The following is a 20,864-nucleotide window of genomic DNA, read 5'->3' on the forward strand; positions in this document are numbered from 1 at the left end:
AAGGTTTATTCAATTGCATATACGGTGGCAGATCTTGAGCATCGCCTCTAATGAAGTGAACGTTTTGGTCCGTCCGGATTCCTACCTGACGCTGCACTACCGCATCACGCTGGCCTCGGGACCGGGCAAGGATTCCGTGTTCGCCGATACCTTCGACGGCCGTCCCGGCACGCTGCAGATGGGTAGCGGCCAATGGGCGCCCGGGCTGGAAGCCGCGCTGGTCGGCCGCGCTGAAGGCGAGCGCTTCAGCGTCACGGTGGAACCCGCCAATGCCTACGGCGAACGGAACCCCGAACTGATCCAGCGCGTCACGCGCGCCATGCTGGCCGAGCATGCCGGCGCCGACGCCGCCTTCGAGCCGGGCGACCTGGTGGAATTCACCGCGCCCAATGGCGGCCGCTATTCGGGCGTCCTGAAGGAAATCAACGACGAATCGGCCCTGTTCGATTTCAACCACCCGCTCGCGGGCATCAGCTTGCGGGTCGACGTGGCGCTCTTGGGAGTCCTCTGATGAGCCAGGTTGTCACCGCCGCCGACGCCGAAGTCCTGCTGGCGCAGCCGCGCGGCTTCTGTGCCGGCGTGGATCGCGCCATCGACATCGTCGAGCGCGCGCTTGAACTGCACGGCGCGCCCATCTATGTGCGCCACGAAATCGTCCATAACCGCTACGTGGTGGAAGACTTGCGCGCCAAGGGCGCCATCTTCATCGACGAGCTGGACGACGCGCCTGCCGGCGCCATCGTGGTGTTTTCGGCGCACGGCGTGTCCAAGGCGGTGCGGGCCGAAGCCGAAGCCCGCGGGCTGCGCGTGTTCGACGCCACCTGCCCGCTGGTCACCAAGGTCCACATCGAGGTGGCCCGCATGCGCGCCGCCGGCCGCGAGATCATCATGATCGGCCACAAGGGCCATCCCGAGGTCGAAGGCACGCTGGGCCAGGCCCAGGGCGGCATGTACCTGGTCGAGACCGTCGAGGACGTCGCCGGCCTGCAAGTGACCGATCCCGAGAACCTGGCCTACGTCACGCAGACCACCTTGTCGGTGGACGACGCGGCGGCCGTGTCGCGGGCGTTGAAAGAGCGCTTCCCCAATATCGTCGAGCCCAAGAAAAGCGATATCTGCTACGCCACCCAGAACCGCCAGGACGCGGTCAAGGTGATGGCGCCGGATTGCGACCTGGTGCTGGTGGTGGGCAGTCCCAACAGTTCCAACTCCAACCGGCTGCGCGAAGTGGCCGAACGCAAGGGCGTCGCTTCCTATCTGATCGACGGCGCACAATCGATCGACCCTGCCTGGCTGGTGGGCCGCAAGCGCATCGGCGTGACCGCGGGCGCGTCCGCGCCCGAGATCCTGGTGCAGCAGGTGATCGACCGCGTCAAGGAATTGGGCGCGGTCTCGGTACGCACCATGCCCGGCCTGGAAGAGAATGTGGCGTTCCCGCTGCCCAAGGGCCTGTCCCGCAAGTCGGCGCAGACGGAATCGCTGGAATAAGCAGGCGGACGCCGCGCGCATGCGCGGCGCCGCAACAGAAAATCAAGGAGACTTCATGCAGTTGTACAGCTACTTTCGCAGCTCGGCCGCGTACCGCGTGCGCATCGCCCTGAACCTGAAGGGCTTGCCCTACGAATACCTGCCCGTGCATCTGCTGAAGGACGGCGGCCAGCAACTGTCGGCGGATTACCGCAAGGTGAATCCGACCGCGCTGGTGCCCACGCTGGTCGATGGCGACGCCGTCATCGGCCAGTCGCTGGCCATCATCGAATACCTGGAAGAAACGCATCCCGAAGTGCCGTTGCTGCCGGCGGACGCGGTCGGCCGCGCGCGGGTGCGCGACCTGGCGCTGGGCATTGCCTGCGACACGCATCCCTTGAACAACCTGCGCGTGCTGAAGTACCTGAAGCACACCCTGGGCGTGGACGAGGCGGCCAAGACCGCCTGGTACAAGCACTGGGTGCATCAGGGCCTGGAAGCCCTGGAGGCGCAACTGGCGGGCTCTTCCGCCACCGGCCTCTTCTGCCACGGCGATACGCCCACGATCGCCGACCTGTGCCTGGTGCCTCAGGTGGCGAACGCCCAGCGTTTCGACTGCGACCTGTCGGCCATGCCCAACGTCGTGCGCATCGATGCCGCCTGCCGTGCGTTGCCGGCATTCGACGCGGCCGCGCCGGGCAAGCAGCCCGACGCGGAGTAGCGCCTAGCCGGGTGTGGACCGGCTCAGCCGATCTGCACCGGCACGAAGATCTTGTCTTCGCCGCGCTGCACCAGCAGGGCGACCGTCTTGCCCGCCTTGGACAGCGCGTCCTTCACCTGCGCGACGTTGTGCACCGGCACGCCGTTCAGCGACAGCAGCACGTCTCCCGGTTCGATCCCGGCCTTGGCGGCCGGTCCGATCGAGCGTTCGATCAGCAAGCCCTCGGTGCCCGCCGCCTGCTGCTCCTGCGGACTCAATGGCCGCAGCGCCAGGCCGAGCTGACCGCGCTGCACCTCCTGGTCGCCCGCCGAGGCCTGCGTCTTGTCCTTGGGCACGCCGCCCAGGGTGGCGACCAGCTCCTTCTGCGAGCCGTTGCGCCAGACGTCCAGCTTGATCTTCTCGCCCGGCGTGGCCAGCGTGATGGTGGAGGCCAGGTCGCCCGAGGACACGATGGTCTTGCCGTCGATCTTGCGCACCACGTCGCCGGGCTGCAGGCCGGCCTTGTCGGCGGCGCTGCCTTTCTCCACGCTGGAAACCAGCGCGCCCGAGGGCGTATCCAGCTTGAAGGAGTTGGCCAGGTCCTGGTTCACTTCCTGCACCGTCACGCCCAGCCTGGCGTGCTGCACCTTGCCGTGTTCCAGGATCTGGTCCTTGATCTTGTAGGCCACATCGATCGGGATCGAGAACGACAGGCCCTGGAATCCGCCGGTGCGGCTGTAGATCTGCGAATTGATGCCCACGACTTCGCCGCGGTCGTTGAACAGCGGGCCGCCCGAGTTGCCGGGGTTGACCGCCACGTCCGTCTGGATGAAAGGCACCGAGGTGTCGTCGGGCAGCGAGCGGCCCTTGGCGCTGACGATGCCGGCAGTGGCCGTGTTTTCCAGGCCGTAGGGCGAGCCGATGGCCAGCACCCATTCGCCCACCTGCAGCTGGTTGACGTCGCCCACCTTCACCACCGGCAGGTTCTTGGCGTCGATCTTGAGGACGGCCACGTCGGTCTGGGGATCCGAGCCCAGCACCTTGGCTTTGTATTCGCGGCGGTCGGTCAGCTTGACCGTGACTTCCTTGGCGTCCTGGACCACGTGCGCATTGGTCAGGATGATGCCGTCGGCGCTGACGATGAAGCCGGAGCCTTCGCCGCGCATGGGTACTTCACGCGCAGGCCGCTGGCCGCGCGCGCCGGGAATCTGGCCGAAGAACTGGGCGAAAGGATCGCCTTCGTCGGCCGACACCTTGCGCGTGCCGCTGACGCTGATGTTCACCACGGCCGGGCCGAAGTCGCGCGTGATCTGCGCGAAATTCGGTGGGCTGGACGTGCCCGGCGTTTGGATGGAGGAGGTGATGGCCGGCGCGTTGGCCGCCATCGAAACGCCGCCGGTGAAGGCGGTTGCGCCCGCGCCGCCTATGGCGCCGGCAGCCAGCAGCGCCAGCACCAGGCGCGAGGGTTTCATTTGGGTGGTCTTCATGTCGGCTCCTGCGTTCATGTTGAAGGACATGGCGCTATCTTCGGGCCTGACACTTAGGCGAGCCTTAAGTCGGAAAAACCACCTTCACGCGCAGGCCTGAGCCAGCCGGCGTGTCCTGCAGTTCTATGGTGGCGCCGTGCTGGTCGGCGATGCTGCGCGCGATCGCCAGCCCCAGGCCGCTGCCGTGCTGCGCATTGCCTTCGACGCGGTAAAAGCGGTCGAACACGCGCTCGCGTTCTTCAGGGGCGATACCCGGGCCTTCGTCGTCGATCAGCAGGGCGGCTTCAGCGGAAGTCTGTTCCAGATGGAGGTGGATGCGCTTGCCGGCGGGCGTGTATTTGATCGCGTTGTCGAGCAGATTGCGGACCAGCAGCGTCAGTGCGTCGCGGTGTCCCTGCACCCAGGCTTGCGGCGCGCCGTCCAGATCGATGCCGAGTGACTTGGCGTTGGCCTGGGGCAGCATTTCAGAGAGCGCCTGGCGCAGCACGTCGGCCAGGTCCACGGCTTCGGCGGGCGCCTGTTCTGCCGCGCTTTCGTGGCGCGCCAGGGAGAGCAGTTGCTCCACCAGGCGCGTGGCGCGGTCGATGCCCGCGGCCAGCCGTTGTTCGGCAAGCCGGCGCGCATCCGCATCGCCCGCGCGTTGCAGGGCCTGCAACTGCAGGCGCAGCGCCGTCAGGGGCGAACGCAGTTCGTGCGCCGCATCGCCGACGAACTGTTTCTGCTGCGCGAAGGCGCCGCGCATGCGTTCCAGCAGCAGGTTCAGTTCCAGCACCAGTGGCCGGATCTCATCGGGCAGGCCCTCCACGCTGACGGGCGACAGGTCTTCGGGCTGGCGCGCCGCAACCTGGGAGCGCGCGCGCTTTACCGGCCGTAGCGACCAACTGACCACGCACCAGACGATCAGCATGAGCAAGGGGGCTGCTGCGGCGATGGGGGCGATGGTGCGCAGCGCCAGCGCGCGCGCCATGCTGGTGCGCACGGCCATGTCCTGCGCCACCTGGATGACCTGGAAGGGCGTGGCCAGCGAATACACGCGATAGGTGCTGCCCTCCATCTTCGCGTCGGAGAAGCCGAGGATGATCTGGTCCGGCAACGGCCGGCGGGATCGGGAATTGAAGACGCGCACGCCGTCGGGTGTCCAGATCTGGATGATCAGGTCGTCCGCCACGGGCGATCCCGCGCCGCGCGCGTGCGCCGGGCCTGTGCTGAGCAGTCCGTCGCCCGTGCCCAGCGACAGGGCGGTGCGCTGCAGCAGCGAGTCGAAGATATCGTCGGCCTGCGCCAGGGTGCTGCGGTAGGCGATGGCGCCTTGCACCAGCGCGCCGACCATGATGGCGGCCAACAGGAAGAAAAGCAGCCTGGCTCTCAGTGAGTAGCTAAGCGGAATGCTCATGTTTTGGGGATGACATAGCCGACGCCTCTGACGTTCTGGATCAGGTTCTGACCCAGCTTCTTGCGCAGGCCATGAATATAAACCTCAACCGCGTTGCTGCTGATGCCGTCTTTCCAGCTATACAGCTTTTCTTCCAGCTGGGCGCGCGAAAAAATCATGCCCGGGCGCGCGATCAGCGGTTCCAGCACCGCCCATTCGCGCGCGGTCAGCGTGACCGGAGCGCCGTCCACCATGGCGGCGTGCGACTGGGGGTCGATGGTGATGCCCTCGTGCTCGAACACCGGTTCCGCGCGGCCCGCGCTGCGGCGGATCAGGGCGCGCATGCGGGCCAGCAGTTCATCCACGTCGTAGGGTTTGACCACGTAGTCGTCGGCGCCGGCGTCCAGTCCCGCGATCCGGTCGCTCACCGCGTCGCGGGCGGTGGCGATCAGCACCGGCGTGCGGTCCTTGCGCGTGCGCAGATCGCGCAGCAGCGACAGGCCGTCGCGCTTGGGCAGGCCCAGGTCCAGGAGTATGAGGTCGTAGGTATCGGTGCGCAGCGCGAGTTCCGCGGCATTGCCGTCCTTGACCCAGTCTACGGCGTAGTGCTCGGCGCGCAGGCAGTCCAGCACGCTCTCGCCTATCATGAGGTCGTCTTCGACTAGAAGGATGCGCATGGTGATGTCCGCCAGGATGGTCCAGCAGGTTGGACGCATGGCGGCGGGCGGGAGTTCCCGGGCGGAGCGGGGGAGGGGTGGTGCGCGAACCGGCACGGAAATGAAAAAAGCAGCCCGAGAGGGCTGCTTTTTGGAATCTGGTGCCGGCAATAGGAGTCGAACCTACGACCTTCGCATTACGAATGCGCTGCTCTACCAACTGAGCTATGCCGGCAAGACCATTTGCTCCGCTCTTCTCTTGTAAGAACCGCAAGCAAAACATCTTTGTTTTTTCCGGTCCGTCACCCTGTTTATGGGGGCCGATCTGGAAAGACCGAGATCATATCAGAGTTTTTTTGCGATGGGAAACCAAGCAGGCCAAACAGACGAAAAAATCAGCGATTTGCACAGTTCGAATTTTTAGTTCATAATCTCGTTTCTTAGCAGTTCCCCGATAGCTCAGTCGGTAGAGCGACGGACTGTTAATCCGCAGGTCGCTGGTTCGAGCCCAGCTCGGGGAGCCAAAGAATTCAGGGTCATTCACGCAAGTGAATGGCCCTTTTGGTTTTCTTCATCGGAATGGCTTGCATGGAAGGTCGGGTATGGACGACAAGCGCATAGGCGTGACGGTGATTTCCGGTTTCCTGGGCAGCGGCAAGACGTCGCTGCTCAACCGGTTGCTGCGGGATCCGTCGTACGCCGATAGCGTTGTCATCGTCAACGAATACGGCGAGGTGGGCGTCGACCATCACCTGGTGCGCCAGGCCCGCGACAACATCGTCCTGATCGAGGGCGGCTGCCTGTGCTGCGTCGTCAGCGGCGCGGTGGTCGAAGCCTTGCGCGAGTTATTCATGTTGGCGCTCAGCCGCAAGATCAAGCCCTTTCGTCGCGTGATCATCGAAACCAGCGGCTTGGCCGATCCCGCGCCCATCCTGTTCACCCTCAAGCACGACCGCTTCCTCGCCGAGCGCTATGCGTACCGGGGCGCGATCGTCCTGGCGGACGCGCGCGGCGGATCGGACCAATTGGAACGGCAGCCCGAAGCGTTGCGGCAACTGGCCCTGGCGGATGTCGTGGTGTTCAGCAAGCCCGATCTGGCGGACGCGGCGAGTCTGGATCTTCTGGAGCAGGCGGTGGTCGCCATCAATCCAGGGGCGCGGCGCTGCGTGCAATGGCCCGATGCGCCGCTTGCGGATCCGCTGCGCGCGGGTTTCGATCTGCAGGCCAGGCGCGATGGCGTCGCTCTGGCGAATTGGTTGCGGCCCTTCGCGCAGCCGCGGGGCGCCGTTCATGGGGATGTGGGCAGTTTCTCGCTGGTGCTGGCCGCTCCCGTCGGGCGGGCGGCGTTTCTTGCCGGCATGTCGCGGGTTCTGGAGCGCTATGGGCAGGGCTTGCTGCGCGTGAAGGGGCTGGTGTGCTTCGAGGGCGAGGCGCTGCCGTGCGAGGTGCATGGCGTGCATGGCGAGCTCTATCCGATCAATCAGCTGGAGCGATGGCCGGACGAGGAGCGGGCGTCGCGGCTGGTCTGCATCTTGCGGGGGCTTGAGGCGGGCGAGGTCCGTGCTGCCCTGAGCGTCGCGCTCGGGCAGCCGACCTCTTGAACGCCTGCGTCTGAACGTCTGGCCCGGTCGGGGTTCGCGGGCGGCGGTCTCGATTATGGTGTCGATGTTGCGCCGAAATACGGTATAACCGGAGCGGTCTGGTGCAAGAATCGAGACAATCATGGATCGTTTGAAAGCCATGCAGGTATTCGTGGAAGTCGCTGACAGGGGCAGCCTGTCGGCGGCGGCGATTCATCTGGACATGTCGCGCGCCATGGTGTCGCGCTATCTCGCGGAAATGGAGCAGTGGGTGGGGGTGCGCCTGTTGCATCGCACGACGCGGCGTCTGAGCCTGACGCCCGCTGGCGCCGAAACGCTGCCGCGCTGTCGGCAGATGCTGGACATGGTGGGGGATCTGCGCAATGCGGTATCGACCCCGGACGATACGCCCCGCGGCCTGCTGCGCATCACCACCAGCATGTCGTTCGGCTCGCGCCATCTGGCCAGCGCCATTACCGACTACGTCAAGCTGCATCCGGGCACCTCGGTCGACCTGATGTTGGTGGATCGCGCCGTCAATCTGGTGGAAGAGCGCGTGGATCTGGCTGTACGCATCACCAACGACCTGGATCCCAACCTGATTGCCCGCAAGCTGGCGGTCTGCCGCTCGGTGGTGTGCGCCTCGCCCGAGTATCTGCAGCGCGAAGGCGTGCCGGCGCGCATCGAAGACCTGTCCTTGCGCAACTGTCTGACCCATTCATATTTCGGCAAGAGCCTGTGGCGTTTCGAGCGCGATGGCGAGCCGGTGGATGTGCCCGTCAGCGGCAATATCAGCGCGAACGAGGTCTCGGTGTTGGCGCGCGCGGCGCTGGAGGGCGCGGGCATTGCGATGTTGCCGACCTACTATGCCGCGGACGACATCGCATCGGGCCGCCTGCGGGCCATCCTGACCCAAAGCAAGCCCCAGGAGTTGGGCATTTACGGCGTTTATGTCTCGCGTCGCCAGATGCCCCTGATCTTGAGATCCATGCTGGATTTTCTCGTGAGCCGCCTGGAGTCCACGCCATGGGACAAGCCTGCTCCGTAGTTTTTGCGCCGCGCAAGGCGCCGTGCGGGCTTGAGGGTGGGGTATATGGCGGTATAATGAAACAACTGCTTGAATATGTTGGGCGCGGTCGGCGGATGCCTGCTGTGTGTAGTTAGAAAACATCCAAGAATCGTGGTTGCGGCTCGGGTGAGCCGCGGCATCGCGGAACCGGTTTTTCGCGTGCGCCAGGGGAAACATATCGGGTTTGTGGGGTGCGGCGGTCTGTCCGTGGCGCCCGAGCCTCGATGATTCAGGTCCTTGATATCGATTGCCGCGGGAAAGCGGCGCCGGGTTGCCGGCGTGCTCCGCGGGCTGGCTGGCGATTTGTGCCGGCTTTTCCAGAATTTGCTTGAGTGTTTGCTGCGCTAGGCGCGGCAGGCATCCCGCTCAATCCCGATTGGCGCGGTCGTTTCGGCACATGTCCAGGGTACCTCTACCCGGGGCGCATGGCGGTAAACACAGGAATCCCGTGAGAACTACGCAAACCAATGCTGTCTGTTGCTGGCGAGCCGCCGAGGCTGCCGGCGCGGCGGCGGGTGTCTGCGCTGGCGCGCCGCGCGCGCTGGTGCGGTCGGGTTTGCCGGACTCGCTGATTTTTTCCGGCGCCGCAAATGAAAAAGGCCCGGCGAAATCGCCAGGCCTGAATCAATTTGGTTGCGGGGGCAGGATTTGAACCTACGACCTTCGGGTTATGAGCCCGACGAGCTGCCAGACTGCTCCACCCCGCGTCTGAGAAATGAATAGTAGCCTTATTTTCAACCTAGCGCAAGTTAGCCCTTTTTGAATTTGAATGTCGATGAACGATAGCGAGGCAATACTCGTGTTGGAAACCGCGCTGCTTTGCGCGGCGCAGCCGATGCAACTGTCCGATATGCGCAAGCTGTTCGGGGACGATGAACAATTCGACAACAGCGCATTGCGCGCGCTTCTGGAAACGCTGCAGGCCAATTGGGCCGATGGCGGGCTGGAGCTGGTGCAGTTGGCCACCGGATGGCGCTTTCAGAGCCGTCCGCGCATGCAGCGCTACCTTGAGCGCCTCAATCCGGAAAAGCCGCCCAAGTACTCGCGCGCCGTGATGGAGACGCTGGCCATCGTGGCCTGGCGCCAACCGGTGACGCGTGGCGACATCGAGGATATCCGCGGCGTCACCGTGTCTTCGCAGATCGTGAAGGCGCTGGAAGACCGCGGTTGGATCGAGGTCATCGGTCACCGCGACGCGCCGGGCCGTCCGGCGCTGTTCGGCACGACACGCCAGTTTCTCGATGACCTGGGCCTGCGCGCCCTGGACGAATTGCCGGCGCTGGAATCCGCGCAGGCCGCTGCGGCGCTCGCCGGGCTGGACCTGGGCGAAGTGCAGCAGGTGCTGGGTGGGGAAGCGCCCGCCGCAGAGGCTGATGCGTCTGCCGAGGGCGCCGAGGCAGCCGATCAAGCCGTTGCCGAGGTCGAGCAGGGTGCCGAAGGTGAGGTAAGTGTCGAGGGCGGGGCTGGCGGCGAAGCCGAGGCTCGTCCCGAGGGCGAACCTGCGGCCACGGCAGGCGAGCCCGACGCGTCCGAAAGCAGTATTCCGGTTGCGGAATTGTCTGTTTCGGAACAGGATATACCCATCGCTCCCGTCGATAGCGTAGAATCCATGCTTTCGCGCACAGAAGAAGGCGCGGATCCCGCCGACGAATCCACCGTCCGGGAGCAAGCCGAAGGCTTGTCCAATACGTCAGCCACGTCCGGTTTTCCCGACGATACGGCTGACAACGACATTTCCGATATGGCCGCCGATGCCCCAGAAGCCGGCGCTGCAAAGGAAAACGTCGAGAACGCAAAACACGCGGAACCGACCGACCCGATTGACGAGACCGATACCGCGGCGCCTGACGCCGCCGGGCATGAGCCCGCTTCCGGTCTTGCCGATCCTGTTCGGCCTGGCCCGGATGCCGCCTCTCCGGAATCGGACGAGGCAGGCTTCGAGCGGCCCGAGACCGATCGAGAGCCGGCGTCCCCAGATGATGACGAGCCTGCCGCAGGCAGGCCCACCCAAGTTTGAAATTCGGAGCTGTCCCAGTGACAACGAATACAGCAATGCAGGACGACAATCCCCGTTCGGATGATGCCGTTTCCAACGGCCAGCCGGAATCCGCCGCGCGTGAGCCGGCGGCTGAAGGCGAGACGGGAGCCCGCGGCAGGGGCCGCAAGCTGAGAACGCCGTTCCGCCGCCGCCGCGGCGATACCGCCGCCGAGCAGGCGCCGGCCGGCGAGGCGCAGCCCGCGGCGGCCGCCGCCCCTCAGGCCGAGCCGCAGGAATCGCGCGGCACCGAGCAGGAAGCCGAGCAGGCGCTGTCGTACCTGGAAACCGCTGACCGCATGGAGCAGCGTCTGGGCAAGTACCTGAACAGCGATTCGGTCATGCCCAAGCTGCACAAGGTGCTGGCGGACGCCGGCATCGGTTCGCGCCGCGAAATGGAAGAACTGATCGTCGCGGGCCGCGTGTCGGTCAATGGCGAGCCGGCCCATATCGGCCAGCGCGTGGCGCCCAATGACCAGGTGCGCGTCAACGGCAAGCCCATCATGCGCGTCAACACGAAAAAGCCGCCGCGCGTGATCCTGTATCACAAGCCCGCCGGCGAGATCGTCAGCCACGACGACCCGGGTGGCCGCGCAAGCGTTTTTGCCCGTCTGCCCAAGCTGCGCACGGGTAAATGGCTGTCGGTCGGCCGTCTGGACCTGAATACTGAAGGCCTGTTGATCTTCACGACCTCCGGCGACATGGCCAACCGCATCATGCATCCGCGCTACGGCACGGAGCGCGAGTACGCGGTGCGTGTGCTGGGCGAGATGGACGAGGCCCAGCGCCAGTCGCTGGTCGACGGCATCGAGCTGGACGACGGCATGGCTGCCTTCGGCGCCTTGGACTACCTGGGCGGCGACGGCAGCAACCGCTGGTATCGCGTCACGCTGCAGGAAGGCCGCAATCGTGAGGTCCGCCGCATGTTCGAGGCCGTGGGCGTCACGGTCAGCCGGCTGATCCGCACCCGTTTTGGCGACGTGGTCCTGCCGCGTACGTTGCGCCGCGGCCGCTGGGAAGAGCTGGATTCTTCCCTGGTCACGGCCTTGATGGTGCAGTTGGGCCTGGTGCGCGACGACGATGAATCCGGCGGCAACCGCCGCCGCTCCAAGCAGCCGCAATCTCATGACAGCGCGCTGCCCCCGGGTTTCGGCACCATGGACCGCAACGGCATGAACGGCGCGCGCATCGGCCGCCGCGGCAAGCTGCAAGGCGGCCGCTTGGGTAGCGCAGGCCAGGCGGCCGCGTGTCCGTCGGATCCTTTTGGCACGGGCTTGATGATTGCTGGCGGTTATGCCAATGGCCACCCCCTGTCGGGAGAGGGCGCTGGCGGCAACCGCAAGGGCGGCAAGCCTGGCGGCGGCCGTTCCGCAACGGGAACGGGCGGCGGCAAGGCTGGTGGCAAGCAGGGCGGGGGCAAGCCTGGCGGCAAGTCCGGCGGCAAGCCGCGCGGTCCGCGCGCGGCTGCGGCAGGCGGTCAGCCTGGCAATGCCATGTCGGTCGAGGCTGGCGCCGGCAACGTCACGGAAGCGCCGGCCGGCGGTCGTCGGCCGGCTGGCGGCAAGCCTGCCGGCGCGCGTGGCAATAGCGGTCGCGGCGGCAAGCCGGCAGGCGCTGGTGGCGGCCGTAGCGGCAATAAGTCGGGCGGCGCCGGCGGCAACAAGGGGCCGAACGCTGGCGGCAAGCCGCGCGCACCCCGCAATGCCTCGTCGTCTCCGCGTGGCGATGATTGGCAGCCGCGCGGCGCTTCGGCGCACGAATCCCGTCTCGGTGTGATGGGCGGGCGCGGTCGTCAGGGGCGCTGAAGGTCCGCGGGCGGCGCGCCGGACGCGCCGCCGCGCGGGATATGTCCCGCATAAGCGTAAGCCCGCGACGAATCAGGCGTTTTTCCAGTTTATCTGGTAAAATCAATGGTTTTCATGGCTTCGCGCCGTTGTCTTTTGCGTGCCCGCAAGGAAAAAGCACGCAAATACAGGGGGCGGCGAGAGCCTGGCAGTTTGCATCGGACTTTGCGCCTGGTGCTGCCTGGCCCGAATTGCGGGTTGGGGCGGCGGTCTTAATGGCCTGGGCGGCGCAAGCCAAATTTAGGTCGCAATATAGGGCACTGCCCAGCATTGCTCCTTACGTGCAGTAGGGTGGCGGCTGGGCGCTGTGCAATACGGTGGGCTGGGCGTGCAGCCCATTTTTTTTGAGTATATGGCTGATTTATTCGCATTGACCAAAGAGGCTCTGGCCGGCATGGACGTCGAACTCGTGGACGTCGAGCGTGCCGCCCTGGGCCTTTTGCGCGTCACGATCGATCGGGTCGGCGGTGTGCGCATCGAAGACTGTGAACAGGTGTCCCGCCAGTTGTCGCGGGTGTTCGAAGTCGAGAACGTCGACTACAAACGACTGGAAGTCGGTTCGCCGGGCGTCGACCGCCCGCTGCGCAACGAGGCCGACTTCCGCCGGTTCGCAGGCGAGCGCATCGAAATCAAGCTGCGCGAGGCATTGGACGGCCGCAAGGTCTTTGCCGGCACCCTGACGGTGCCCGAAGACGATGCCGCAGCCTCCGACGCGGCTGCTGGAATGCAAAAGACCGTGTTCGGTCTCGAATTTGAGGCAAAAAAGAACGAAGTCCAGGTGTTGAATTTCACGGTCGACGATATCGAACGTGCAAAACTGGATCCCGTTCTGGATTTCAAGGGCAAAAAGCGATGAGTCGCGAAATTCTTCTGTTGGTCGATGCCTTGGCGCGTGAAAAGAACGTCACGCGCGACGTCGTGTTCGGAGCGTTGGAAAGCGCGCTGGCCTCGGCGATGAAAAAGCGCTTCAAGGATGATGCTGACATCCGTGTCGCCATCGATAGGGACACGGGCGATCACGAAGGCTTCCGCCGCTGGCTGGTCGTGCCCGATGAGGCAGGCCTGCAAGAGCCCGACAAGCAGGAAATGCTGTCGGACGCGCTGGAAATCGTTCCCGGCATCAAGGAAGGCGAGTACATCGAAGAGCCGCTCGAACCCATCGAGTTCGGCCGCATCGGCGCGCAGGCGGCCAAGCAGGCCATTCTGCAGAAGATCCGCGACGCCGAGCGCGAACAGGTGCTGAACGACTTCCTGGACCGTGGCGAAACCATCGTGTCCGGAACGATCAAGCGCATGGACAAGGGCGACGCCATCGTCGAAACCGGCAAGATCGAAGCGCGCCTGCCGCGTTCCGAAATGATCCCGAAGGAAAACCTCCGGGTGGCCGACCGCGTTCGCGCCTTTGTGTTGCGCGTAGACCACGCCGCGCGCGGCCAGCAGGTGATCCTGTCGCGCACCGCGCCGGAATTCATCCGCCAGCTGTTCGAGAACGAAGTCCCCGAAATCGAGCAAGGCCTGCTCGAGATAAAAGCCGCGGCCCGCGATGCCGGCGTGCGTGCGAAGATCGCCGTGGTGGCATACGATAAGCGCATCGACCCGATCGGCACCTGCGTGGGCATGCGCGGTTCGCGCGTGACCGCCGTGCGCAACGAGCTGGGCGGCGAACAGGTCGATATCGTGCTGTGGTCGGAAGACCCCGCTCAGTTTGTCATCGGCGCCCTGGCGCCGGCCAACGTCGAGTCCATCGTCGTTGATGAAGACAAGCACGCGATGGACGTCGTGGTGGACGAGGAAAACCTGCCCAAGGCCATCGGCGCCAAGGGTCAGAACGTCCGCCTGGCTTCCGAGCTGACCGGCTGGCAGATCAACATCATGACGCCGGAAGAAAGCCTGAACCGCCAGGAAGTCGAGCGTTCGGGCCTGCGCGCCACGTTCATGAGCAAGCTGGACGTCGACGAGGAAGTCGCTGACATCCTGATCGACGAAGGTTTTACCGGTATCGAGGAAATCGCCTACGTGCCCATGCAGGAATTGCTGGAAATCGAGGCCTTTGACGAAGACACCATCAATGAGTTGCGCGCCCGTGCCCGCAATGCGCTGCTGACCGAGGCGATCGCCCAGGAAGAGCGCCTTGAGACCGCGCAGGATTTGCTCGAACTCGAAGGCATGACGCCCGAACTGGCTGCCAAGCTGGCCGAGCGTCAAGTGCATACGCGTGATGATCTGGCCGAACTGGCGACGGACGAACTGGCGGAAATTGCCGGTCTGACCGAGCAGGAAGCCAGCGATCTCATCATGCGTGCCCGCGCCCATTGGTTCGACGAGGAATAACCAAAAGGACACGGGTCCGTGGCGGGCGGAATATCCGCCGCCGCGAGTTCACGTTGTTTGTAATAGCTGCATATAGGGAAGAGAGAGCCTAATGTCGAGTAATACCGTCGCGCAGTTCGCTACCGAGCTGAAAATGCCTGCCAATGTGCTGCTGGATCAGCTGCGCTCGGCTGGCGTTGACCTCAAATCGGTCGACGATTCCGTCACCGACAGCGACAAGGCGAAATTGCTCGAATCGCTGCGTCGCGCCCACGGCGCGACCGAAGGCAAGAAGATCACCTTGACGCGCCGCCAGACGTCCGAGATCCGCCAGGCGGATGCCACCGGCCGTTCGCGCACGATTCAAGTCGAAGTGCGCAAGAAGCGCGTGTTCGTCAAGCGTGATCCCTCCGAAATCGCCCTGGAACAGGCCGCGTCCGCGCGTGCCGAAGAGGAAGCAGCCGCCGAAGCGGCGCCGCAGGAAGTGTCGGCGCCCGTCGCGCCCGAGGCTCCCTCTGCTGCCGCTCCTCGCGAGACCGCTCCCGTCCAGGCCGAGGCTGTTGCCCCGGCCAAGGCTGAAGAGCCCGTTGCTGCAGAAGCGCCCGCGCCGGTTGAAGCGCCCGCGCCTGTTGAATCCGTCGCGGCCGAAGCGCCCGCTCCCGTCGAGGCGAAAGCCGCCGAAGTCCAGGCCCAGCCTGAACCCGAACCGACGCCGGCGCCTGCTCCTGCCGAGCCCGTGGCCGAAGAGGCCAAGCCCGAAGTCAAGACTGAATCCACCGAGCCCCAGGCTGAAGAAGCCAAGCCGGAACCCGTTGTGCTAGCCAATAAGTCCGAAACATCTTCCTCCCAGGCCACCGCGCCTGTCGCCCAGGCTCAGCCTGCTGCGAAGTCCGAACCCGTCAAAACCGCCGCGAAGCCCGAGCCCGCCGCGCCCGCCGTCAAGGTTGGCAACCGCGCGGACAACCGCCGCGCCGGCCCGCCTCTCGCGGCTTCCGCCCAGCCGGCGGCCCGCGATGAAGCTCGCCGCAAGGCCGAGGCTGAAGCCGCCGCTCTGCGCGAGATGCTGAACCGTCCGCGCAAGGTGCTGCGCGCTCCCGAACCGGAAGCGCCCGCCGCTGCCGCGCCGATCTCCGGCACGCTGCACAAGCCGGCTGGCAAGCCGGGCGCCGCTCCTGGCGCCAAGAAGGACGCCAAGCCCGCCGCTCCCGGCGCGAAGAAGACCATCAAGACCGCCGAAGTCGCTTCGACCTGGTCGGATGACGCCTCGCGCAAGAAGCCCGCGGACAAGCCGGCAGCCCCGGCCAGCCGCGACGGCTGGCGCGCTGGCGGCAAGGGTGGCGGCAAGGGCGGCCGAGGCGGCCGCAACCAGCAGAACGATCGCCGCAACGAGCCGGCGCCGCAGGAATTCATCGCGCGTGAAGTTCACGTGCCGGAAACCATCAGCGTGGCCGACCTGGCTCACAAGATGTCCGTCAAGGCCGCCGAAGTCATCAAGCAATTGATGAAGCTGGGCCAGATGGTCACCATCAACCAGGTGCTGGACCAGGAAACCGCCATGATCGTGGTCGAGGAACTGGGCCACGTGGCGATCGCCGCCAAGCTGGACGACCCGGAAGCCTTCCTGGACGAAACCGCCAGCGTGTCGGAAGCCGAACAGCTGCCGCGCGCGCCGGTCGTGACCGTCATGGGCCACGTCGACCACGGCAAGACCTCGCTGCTGGACTACATCCGCCGCGCCAAGGTTGCCGCAGGCGAAGCCGGCGGCATTACGCAGCACATCGGCGCCTACCACGTTCAGACCGAACGCGGCATGGTGACCTTCCTTGACACCCCGGGCCACGAGGCGTTTACCGCCATGCGCGCCCGCGGCGCCAAGGCGACCGACATCGTCATCCTGGTCTGCGCGGCCGACGACGGCGTGATGCCGCAGACCCGCGAAGCCATTCACCACGCGAAGGCCGCAGGCGTTCCGATGGTCGTGGCCATGACCAAGATCGACAAGCCCTCCGCCAACCCCGAACGCGTCAAGCAGGAACTGGTTGCCGAGGAAGTGGTGCCGGAAGAATACGGCGGCGACGTGCCGTTCGTGTCCGTGTCGGCCAAGACTGGCGAGGGCATCGACGATCTGCTCGAAAACCTGCTGCTGCAAGCCGAAGTGCTGGAATTGAAGGCTCCCGTCGACGCGCCCGCCAAGGGCCTGGTGATCGAAGCCCGTCTCGACAAGGGCCGCGGCCCGGTCGCGACCATCCTGGTGCAAAGCGGCACCCTGCACCGTGGCGACGTGGTGCTGGCCGGCGCAAGCTTTGGCCGCGTGCGCGCCATGCTGGACGAAAACGGCAAGCCGATCCAGGAAGCCGGTCCGTCGATCCCTGTGGAAATCCAGGGCCTGACCGAAGTGCCGGCCGCTGGCGACGAGCTGATGGTGCTGTCCGACGAGCGCAAGGCGCGCGAAATCGCGCTGTTCCGCCAGGGCAAGTTCCGTGACGTCAAGCTGGCCCGCCAACAGGCCGCCAAGCTCGAGTCCATGTTCGACAACCTGGGTGAGGGCACGCAGACCCTGGCCCTGATCGTGAAGACCGACGTCCAGGGTTCGCAGGAAGCGCTGGTGCAGTCCCTGGTCAAGCTGTCGACCGACGAAGTGCGCGTGCAGGTCGTGCACGCCGCCGTGGGCGGCATCTCGGAAAGCGACATCAACCTGGCCATCGCCTCGAACGCCGTCGTCATCGGCTTCAACGTCCGCGCCGAAGCCAGCGCCAAGAAACTGGCGGAGAACAACGGCATCGACGTGCGCTACTACAACATCATCTACGACGCCGTGGATGAGGTGAAGGCAGCCATGTCGGGCATGTTGGCGCCCGAGAAGAAGGAAGAAGTCATCGGCTTGGTCGAGATCCGCGAGGTTTACAGCATTTCCCGCATCGGCAACATCGCCGGTTGTATGGTGCTGGACGGCCTGGTGCGTCGCGATTCGCAAGTCCGCCTGCTGCGCAACAACGTGGTCCAGTGGACCGGCCAGCTCGATTCGCTGCGCCGCTTCAAGGACGACGTCAAGGAAGTCAAGTCGGGTTTCGACTGCGGCCTTACGCTGCGCGGCAACAACGACATCCAGGTGGGCGACCAGCTGGAAGTCTTTGAAATCAAGGAAATCGCGCGTACGCTGTAAGGCGACCGCGAGGCATTTTTTCCAATGAGCCGTCACAAGTCCAAAGCCATCCCCGGCCGCAATCTGCGGCTGGCCGACCAGATCCAGAAGGATCTGGCCGGGATCATCCAGCGCGAGATCGACACGACCCGCGCTGGACTGATCACGCTCTCTGGTGTGGAACTGTCGACCGATTACGCGCATGCCAAGGTGTATTTCACGGTTCTGGGCGCCGAGCCCGAAGCCGCGACCGCCTTGCTGAACGAAAAAGCCGGTTGGCTGCATTCCCAGCTGTACAAGCTGCTGCACATACACACTGTCCCCACTTTGCGCTTCTTCCACGACGAGCAGATCGCCCGTGGCATCGAAATGTCGATCCTCATCGACCGCGCAAACCGGCCCGGCCCGCACTCGGGCGTGCCCGACGAACCTGAAGACCAGTCCTGATCGGGCTGTCGTCACTGCTTTAAACCGGATTCCGACGATGGCTAAACGACGCGGGCTTACGCTCGACGGTGTGCTGTTGCTCGACAAACCCGTGGGTTTGTCGAGTAACCACGCCCTGCAACGCGCCAAACGCGCCATGGACGCGGCGAAAGCCGGCCACACCGGCACGCTGGATCCCTTTGCCACCGGCCTGCTGGTGTGCTGCATGGGACGCGCAACCAAGATTTCCGGCGCGATGCTCAACGCCGACAAGGCATATCGCGCTACGCTGCAATTTGGCTCCGAAACCGATTCTGGCGACCTGACCGGCAATGTCGTGTCCACCGCCGAGCCGGGCTTTACCGTGGATGAGCAGGCGCTGCGCGACGCGCTGTCACGTTTCTCGGGCACGATCGAGCAGATTCCGCCCATGTATTCGGCGCTCAAGCGCGACGGCAAGCCCTTGTACGAGTACGCGCGCGCCGGCATCGAGCTGGAACGGCCGCCGCGCCAGATCACGATTCACCGCATCGAACTGCTGTCTCTGAACGGAACCGAGGCAGAGATCGATGTGGCATGCAGTAAAGGCACATACATCCGGACGCTGGCCCAGGACATCGGGCGCGTGCTGGGCTGTTACGCCCACCTGACGGCGCTGCGGCGCACGCACGTCGGGCCGTTTTCCCTGGAACGCGCCGTTGCGCTGGATGCCTTGCAGGCCATGCCAGACCCCAAGCAGGCATTGCTTGCATTGAACGAATTGCCGGAGGGCTTGCTGCCCTCCACCCTGACCTTAAAGGACTCGCTATGACTCGCGCCTTGCGCAACGTCGCCATCATCGCCCACGTGGACCACGGTAAAACCACCCTGGTCGACCAGCTGCTGCGCCAATCCGGCACCTTCCGCGAAAACCAGGCGCTGACCGAACGGGTCATGGACTCGAACGACCTGGAAAAAGAACGCGGCATTACGATTCTGGCCAAGAACTGTGCCGTCGAATACGAAGGCACGCACATCAACATCATCGACACCCCGGGACACGCGGACTTCGGCGGCGAAGTCGAGCGCGTGCTGTCCATGGTCGACGGCGTGCTGCTGCTGGTGGATGCGGTTGAAGGCCCCATGCCCCAGACCATCTTCGTGACCCGCAAGGCGCTGGCCCTGGGCCTGAAGCCCATCGTCGTGGTCAACAAGGTCGACCGTCCGGGCGCCCGCACCGATTTCGTCATCAACGCCACCTTCGACCTGTTCGACAAGCTGGGCGCCACCGACGAGCAGCTGGACTTCCCGGTGATCTACGCCTCGGGCCTGTCGGGCTACGCCGGCCTGAATCCTGACGTGCGCGAAGGCAACATGCGTCCGCTGTTCGAAGCCATCCTCGAACACGTGCCGCAGCGCGACGACGATCCCAACGGTCCGCTGCAGATGCAGATCATCTCGCTGGACTACAACAGCTACGTCGGCAAGATCGGCGTGGGCCGCATCAACCGCGGCCGCATGCGTCCCGGCATGGAAGTGGCTTACAAGTTCGGTCCCGAAGGCCAGGGCGGCCGCGGCCGCATCAACCAGGTGCTGAAGTTCCACGGCCTGGAGCGCATCGTCGTGGACGAAGCCGAAGCCGGCGACATCGTGCTGATCAACGGCATCGAAGAACTGGGCATCGGCTGCACGGTGACCGACACCGCCAACCAGGACGTGTTCCCGATGCTGCGCATCGACGAGCCCACCCTGACCATGAACTTCATGGTGAACACCTCGCCGTTGGCCGGCCGCGAAGGCAAGTTCGTGACCAGCCGCCAGCTGCGCGACCGCCTGGACCGCGAACTGAAGTCCAACGTGGCGCTGCGCGTGCGCGACACGGGCGACGACACGGTGTTCGAAGTGTCGGGCCGCGGTGAACTGCACCTGACCATTCTGCTGGAAACGATGCGCCGCGAAGGCTACGAGCTGGCCGTGTCGCGCCCGCGCGTGGTGTTCAAGGATATCGACGGCGTGAAGTGCGAGCCGTTCGAATCGCTGACCGTCGACGTCGAAGACGCCCACCAGGGCGGCGTGATGGAAGAACTGGGCCGCCGCAAGGGCGACCTGCAGGACATGCAGCCGGACGGCCGCGGCCGTACCCGCCTGGAGTACCTGATCCCGGCCCGCGGCCTGATCGGCTTCCAGAACGAGTTCCTGACGCTGACGCGCGGCACCGGCTTGATGAGCCACATCTTCCATGAATACGCGCCCATCAAGGAAGGCTCGATCGGCGAGCGCCGCAACGGCGTGCTGATCAGCCAGGATCACGGCGACGCCGTGGCCTACGCCCTGTGGAAGCTGCAGGATCGCGGCCGCATGTTCGTGAGCCCGGGCGATGCGCTGTACGAAGGCATGATCATCGGCATCCACAGCCGCGACAACGACCTGGTCGTGAACCCCATCAAGGGCAAGCAGCTGACCAACGTGCGCGCCTCGGGCACCGACGAAGCCGTGCGCCTGGTTCCGCCGATCCAGATGTCGCTGGAGTACGCCGTGGAATTCATCGACGACGACGAACTCGTGGAAATCACGCCCAAGTCGATCCGCCTGCGCAAGCGTTTCCTGCTGGAAAACGAGCGCAAGCGCGCCGCGCGCGAATCCGCCGTCTGATAATTGCGCGCAGCCTTGCTGCGCGGGACATCAAAAAAACGCAGCCCGTGGGCTGCGTTTTTTTTGCCCGGCGACGCGCCGCGCTGTTCCTTACTCGGTCGCACACGTCGCTTCGGTCGTGGCTGGCCTGCCTGAATGAATCCGC

Annotated in this window: 16 protein-coding genes and 3 tRNA genes; 14 read left to right on the top strand and 5 right to left on the bottom strand. The window is 65.1% G+C overall.

The features are described 5' to 3' along the window. Positions 1-34: 34 nt before the first annotated feature. From ACM1PE_RS04675 to maiA, 3 genes are read left to right on the top strand one after another with little or no spacing between them, the layout of a single operon-like run. Positions 35-511 (top strand): FKBP-type peptidyl-prolyl cis-trans isomerase, encoded by a 477-nt coding sequence (locus ACM1PE_RS04675; RefSeq protein WP_118934218.1) that lies wholly within the window; start codon positions 35-37, stop codon positions 509-511. Then, positions 511-1,488: a 4-hydroxy-3-methylbut-2-enyl diphosphate reductase gene (gene ispH / locus ACM1PE_RS04680; RefSeq protein WP_118934220.1), complete on the top strand. Its 978-nt coding sequence runs from the start codon at positions 511-513 to the stop codon at positions 1,486-1,488. Before ACM1PE_RS04675 ends, ispH begins: the two co-directional genes overlap by 1 nt. A 55-nt stretch (positions 1,489-1,543) precedes the next feature. Further along, complete coding sequence (gene maiA, locus ACM1PE_RS04685; protein ID WP_054450982.1) at positions 1,544-2,188, top strand: maleylacetoacetate isomerase; 645 nt, start codon at positions 1,544-1,546, stop codon at positions 2,186-2,188. 23 nt (positions 2,189-2,211) lie between these two features. On the opposite strand, the gene ACM1PE_RS04690 is transcribed toward maiA, so the two are convergent. The 4 genes from ACM1PE_RS04690 to ACM1PE_RS04705 form a co-directional block, all read right to left on the bottom strand. After that, positions 2,212-3,654, bottom strand: a complete 1,443-nt coding sequence (locus ACM1PE_RS04690; RefSeq protein ID WP_059379342.1) for a DegQ family serine endoprotease — start codon at positions 3,652-3,654, stop codon at positions 2,212-2,214. Positions 3,655-3,718: 64 nt separating this feature from the next. Then, the gene (locus ACM1PE_RS04695; protein WP_419342617.1) at positions 3,719-5,047 is read right to left on the bottom strand and encodes an ATP-binding protein; all 1,329 of its coding nucleotides are present in this window, start codon (positions 5,045-5,047) and stop codon (positions 3,719-3,721) included. Further along, the gene (locus tag ACM1PE_RS04700) at positions 5,044-5,703 is read right to left on the bottom strand and encodes a response regulator (protein WP_059379341.1); all 660 of its coding nucleotides are present in this window, start codon (positions 5,701-5,703) and stop codon (positions 5,044-5,046) included. Before ACM1PE_RS04700 ends, ACM1PE_RS04695 begins: the two co-directional genes overlap by 4 nt. A 138-nt stretch (positions 5,704-5,841) precedes the next feature. Continuing rightward, positions 5,842-5,917: transfer RNA gene (locus ACM1PE_RS04705), tRNA-Thr, on the bottom strand. Between the two features lie 213 nt (positions 5,918-6,130). On the opposite strand from ACM1PE_RS04705, the gene ACM1PE_RS04710 reads away from it, so the two are divergent. The 3 genes from ACM1PE_RS04710 to ACM1PE_RS04720 all read left to right on the top strand — a co-directional run bounded on the left by ACM1PE_RS04710 (position 6,131) and on the right by ACM1PE_RS04720 (position 8,310). Then, positions 6,131-6,206 (top strand) — tRNA-Asn (locus tag ACM1PE_RS04710). A gap of 78 nt (positions 6,207-6,284) precedes the next feature. Then, positions 6,285-7,283, top strand: a complete 999-nt coding sequence (locus ACM1PE_RS04715; RefSeq protein WP_419342618.1) for a CobW family GTP-binding protein — start codon at positions 6,285-6,287, stop codon at positions 7,281-7,283. 121 nt (positions 7,284-7,404) lie between these two features. Next, on the top strand, positions 7,405-8,310 hold the full coding sequence (locus ACM1PE_RS04720) for a LysR family transcriptional regulator (RefSeq protein ID WP_251877233.1): 906 nt from the start codon (positions 7,405-7,407) through the stop codon (positions 8,308-8,310). Positions 8,311-8,961: 651 nt separating this feature from the next. On the opposite strand, the gene ACM1PE_RS04725 is transcribed toward ACM1PE_RS04720, so the two are convergent. After that, a tRNA-Met gene (locus ACM1PE_RS04725) sits at positions 8,962-9,038 on the bottom strand. A gap of 62 nt (positions 9,039-9,100) precedes the next feature. Between ACM1PE_RS04725 and scpB the strand changes: the two genes are divergently transcribed. From scpB to typA, 8 genes are all read left to right on the top strand, one after another. Beyond that, entirely contained in the window at positions 9,101-10,348 is a 1,248-nt protein-coding gene (gene scpB / locus ACM1PE_RS04730) for an SMC-Scp complex subunit ScpB (RefSeq protein ID WP_059379283.1), read from the top strand. A 35-nt stretch (positions 10,349-10,383) separates the two neighbouring features. Then, entirely contained in the window at positions 10,384-12,171 is a 1,788-nt protein-coding gene (locus ACM1PE_RS04735) for a pseudouridine synthase (RefSeq protein WP_419342619.1), read from the top strand. A gap of 391 nt (positions 12,172-12,562) precedes the next feature. Beyond that, positions 12,563-13,066, top strand: a complete 504-nt coding sequence (rimP, locus tag ACM1PE_RS04740) for a ribosome maturation factor RimP (RefSeq protein WP_059379281.1) — start codon at positions 12,563-12,565, stop codon at positions 13,064-13,066. Beyond that, complete coding sequence (gene nusA, locus ACM1PE_RS04745; RefSeq protein ID WP_059379280.1) at positions 13,063-14,541, top strand: transcription termination factor NusA; 1,479 nt, start codon at positions 13,063-13,065, stop codon at positions 14,539-14,541. Before rimP ends, nusA begins: the two co-directional genes overlap by 4 nt. Before the next feature lie 91 nt (positions 14,542-14,632). After that, positions 14,633-17,683, top strand: a complete 3,051-nt coding sequence (infB, locus tag ACM1PE_RS04750; protein ID WP_118934805.1) for a translation initiation factor IF-2 — start codon at positions 14,633-14,635, stop codon at positions 17,681-17,683. Between the two features lie 24 nt (positions 17,684-17,707). Continuing rightward, entirely contained in the window at positions 17,708-18,109 is a 402-nt protein-coding gene (rbfA, locus tag ACM1PE_RS04755) for a 30S ribosome-binding factor RbfA (RefSeq protein ID WP_006388333.1), read from the top strand. 37 nt (positions 18,110-18,146) lie between these two features. Further along, positions 18,147-18,899: a tRNA pseudouridine(55) synthase TruB gene (gene truB, locus ACM1PE_RS04760; protein WP_059379278.1), complete on the top strand. Its 753-nt coding sequence runs from the start codon at positions 18,147-18,149 to the stop codon at positions 18,897-18,899. Continuing rightward, positions 18,896-20,719, top strand: coding sequence for a translational GTPase TypA (gene typA, locus ACM1PE_RS04765; protein WP_059379277.1), 1,824 nt, complete (start codon positions 18,896-18,898; stop codon positions 20,717-20,719). The genes truB and typA overlap by 4 nt, the downstream gene beginning before the upstream one ends. Positions 20,720-20,864 lie beyond the last annotated feature (145 nt).

It is taken from the genome of Achromobacter sp. PD1, assembly GCF_048541815.1.
In the GTDB taxonomy this organism is placed as follows: Bacteria; Pseudomonadota; Gammaproteobacteria; order Burkholderiales; family Burkholderiaceae_B; genus Achromobacter; species Achromobacter bronchisepticus_A.

Excerpts from the sequence above, each read along its gene's own strand:
- nusA (WP_059379280.1), top strand. The coding sequence starts at position 13,063 with ATGAGTCGCGAAATTCTTCTGTTGGTCGATGCCTTGGCGCGTGAAAAG.
- ACM1PE_RS04715 (WP_419342618.1), top strand. The coding sequence starts at position 6,285 with ATGGACGACAAGCGCATAGGCGTGACGGTGATTTCCGGTTTCCTGGGC.
- ACM1PE_RS04700 (WP_059379341.1), bottom strand. The coding sequence starts at position 5,703 with ATGCGCATCCTTCTAGTCGAAGACGACCTCATGATAGGCGAGAGCGTG.
- rimP (WP_059379281.1), top strand. The coding sequence starts at position 12,563 with ATGGCTGATTTATTCGCATTGACCAAAGAGGCTCTGGCCGGCATGGAC.
- ACM1PE_RS04735 (WP_419342619.1), top strand. The coding sequence starts at position 10,384 with ATGCAGGACGACAATCCCCGTTCGGATGATGCCGTTTCCAACGGCCAG.
- ispH (WP_118934220.1), top strand. The coding sequence starts at position 511 with ATGAGCCAGGTTGTCACCGCCGCCGACGCCGAAGTCCTGCTGGCGCAG.
- ACM1PE_RS04695 (WP_419342617.1), bottom strand. The coding sequence starts at position 5,047 with ATGAGCATTCCGCTTAGCTACTCACTGAGAGCCAGGCTGCTTTTCTTC.
- typA (WP_059379277.1), top strand. The coding sequence starts at position 18,896 with ATGACTCGCGCCTTGCGCAACGTCGCCATCATCGCCCACGTGGACCAC.
- ACM1PE_RS04690 (WP_059379342.1), bottom strand. The coding sequence starts at position 3,654 with ATGAAGACCACCCAAATGAAACCCTCGCGCCTGGTGCTGGCGCTGCTG.
- infB (WP_118934805.1), top strand. The coding sequence starts at position 14,633 with ATGTCGAGTAATACCGTCGCGCAGTTCGCTACCGAGCTGAAAATGCCT.
- truB (WP_059379278.1), top strand. The coding sequence starts at position 18,147 with ATGGCTAAACGACGCGGGCTTACGCTCGACGGTGTGCTGTTGCTCGAC.
- maiA (WP_054450982.1), top strand. The coding sequence starts at position 1,544 with ATGCAGTTGTACAGCTACTTTCGCAGCTCGGCCGCGTACCGCGTGCGC.
- rbfA (WP_006388333.1), top strand. The coding sequence starts at position 17,708 with ATGAGCCGTCACAAGTCCAAAGCCATCCCCGGCCGCAATCTGCGGCTG.
- ACM1PE_RS04720 (WP_251877233.1), top strand. The coding sequence starts at position 7,405 with ATGGATCGTTTGAAAGCCATGCAGGTATTCGTGGAAGTCGCTGACAGG.
- scpB (WP_059379283.1), top strand. The coding sequence starts at position 9,101 with ATGTCGATGAACGATAGCGAGGCAATACTCGTGTTGGAAACCGCGCTG.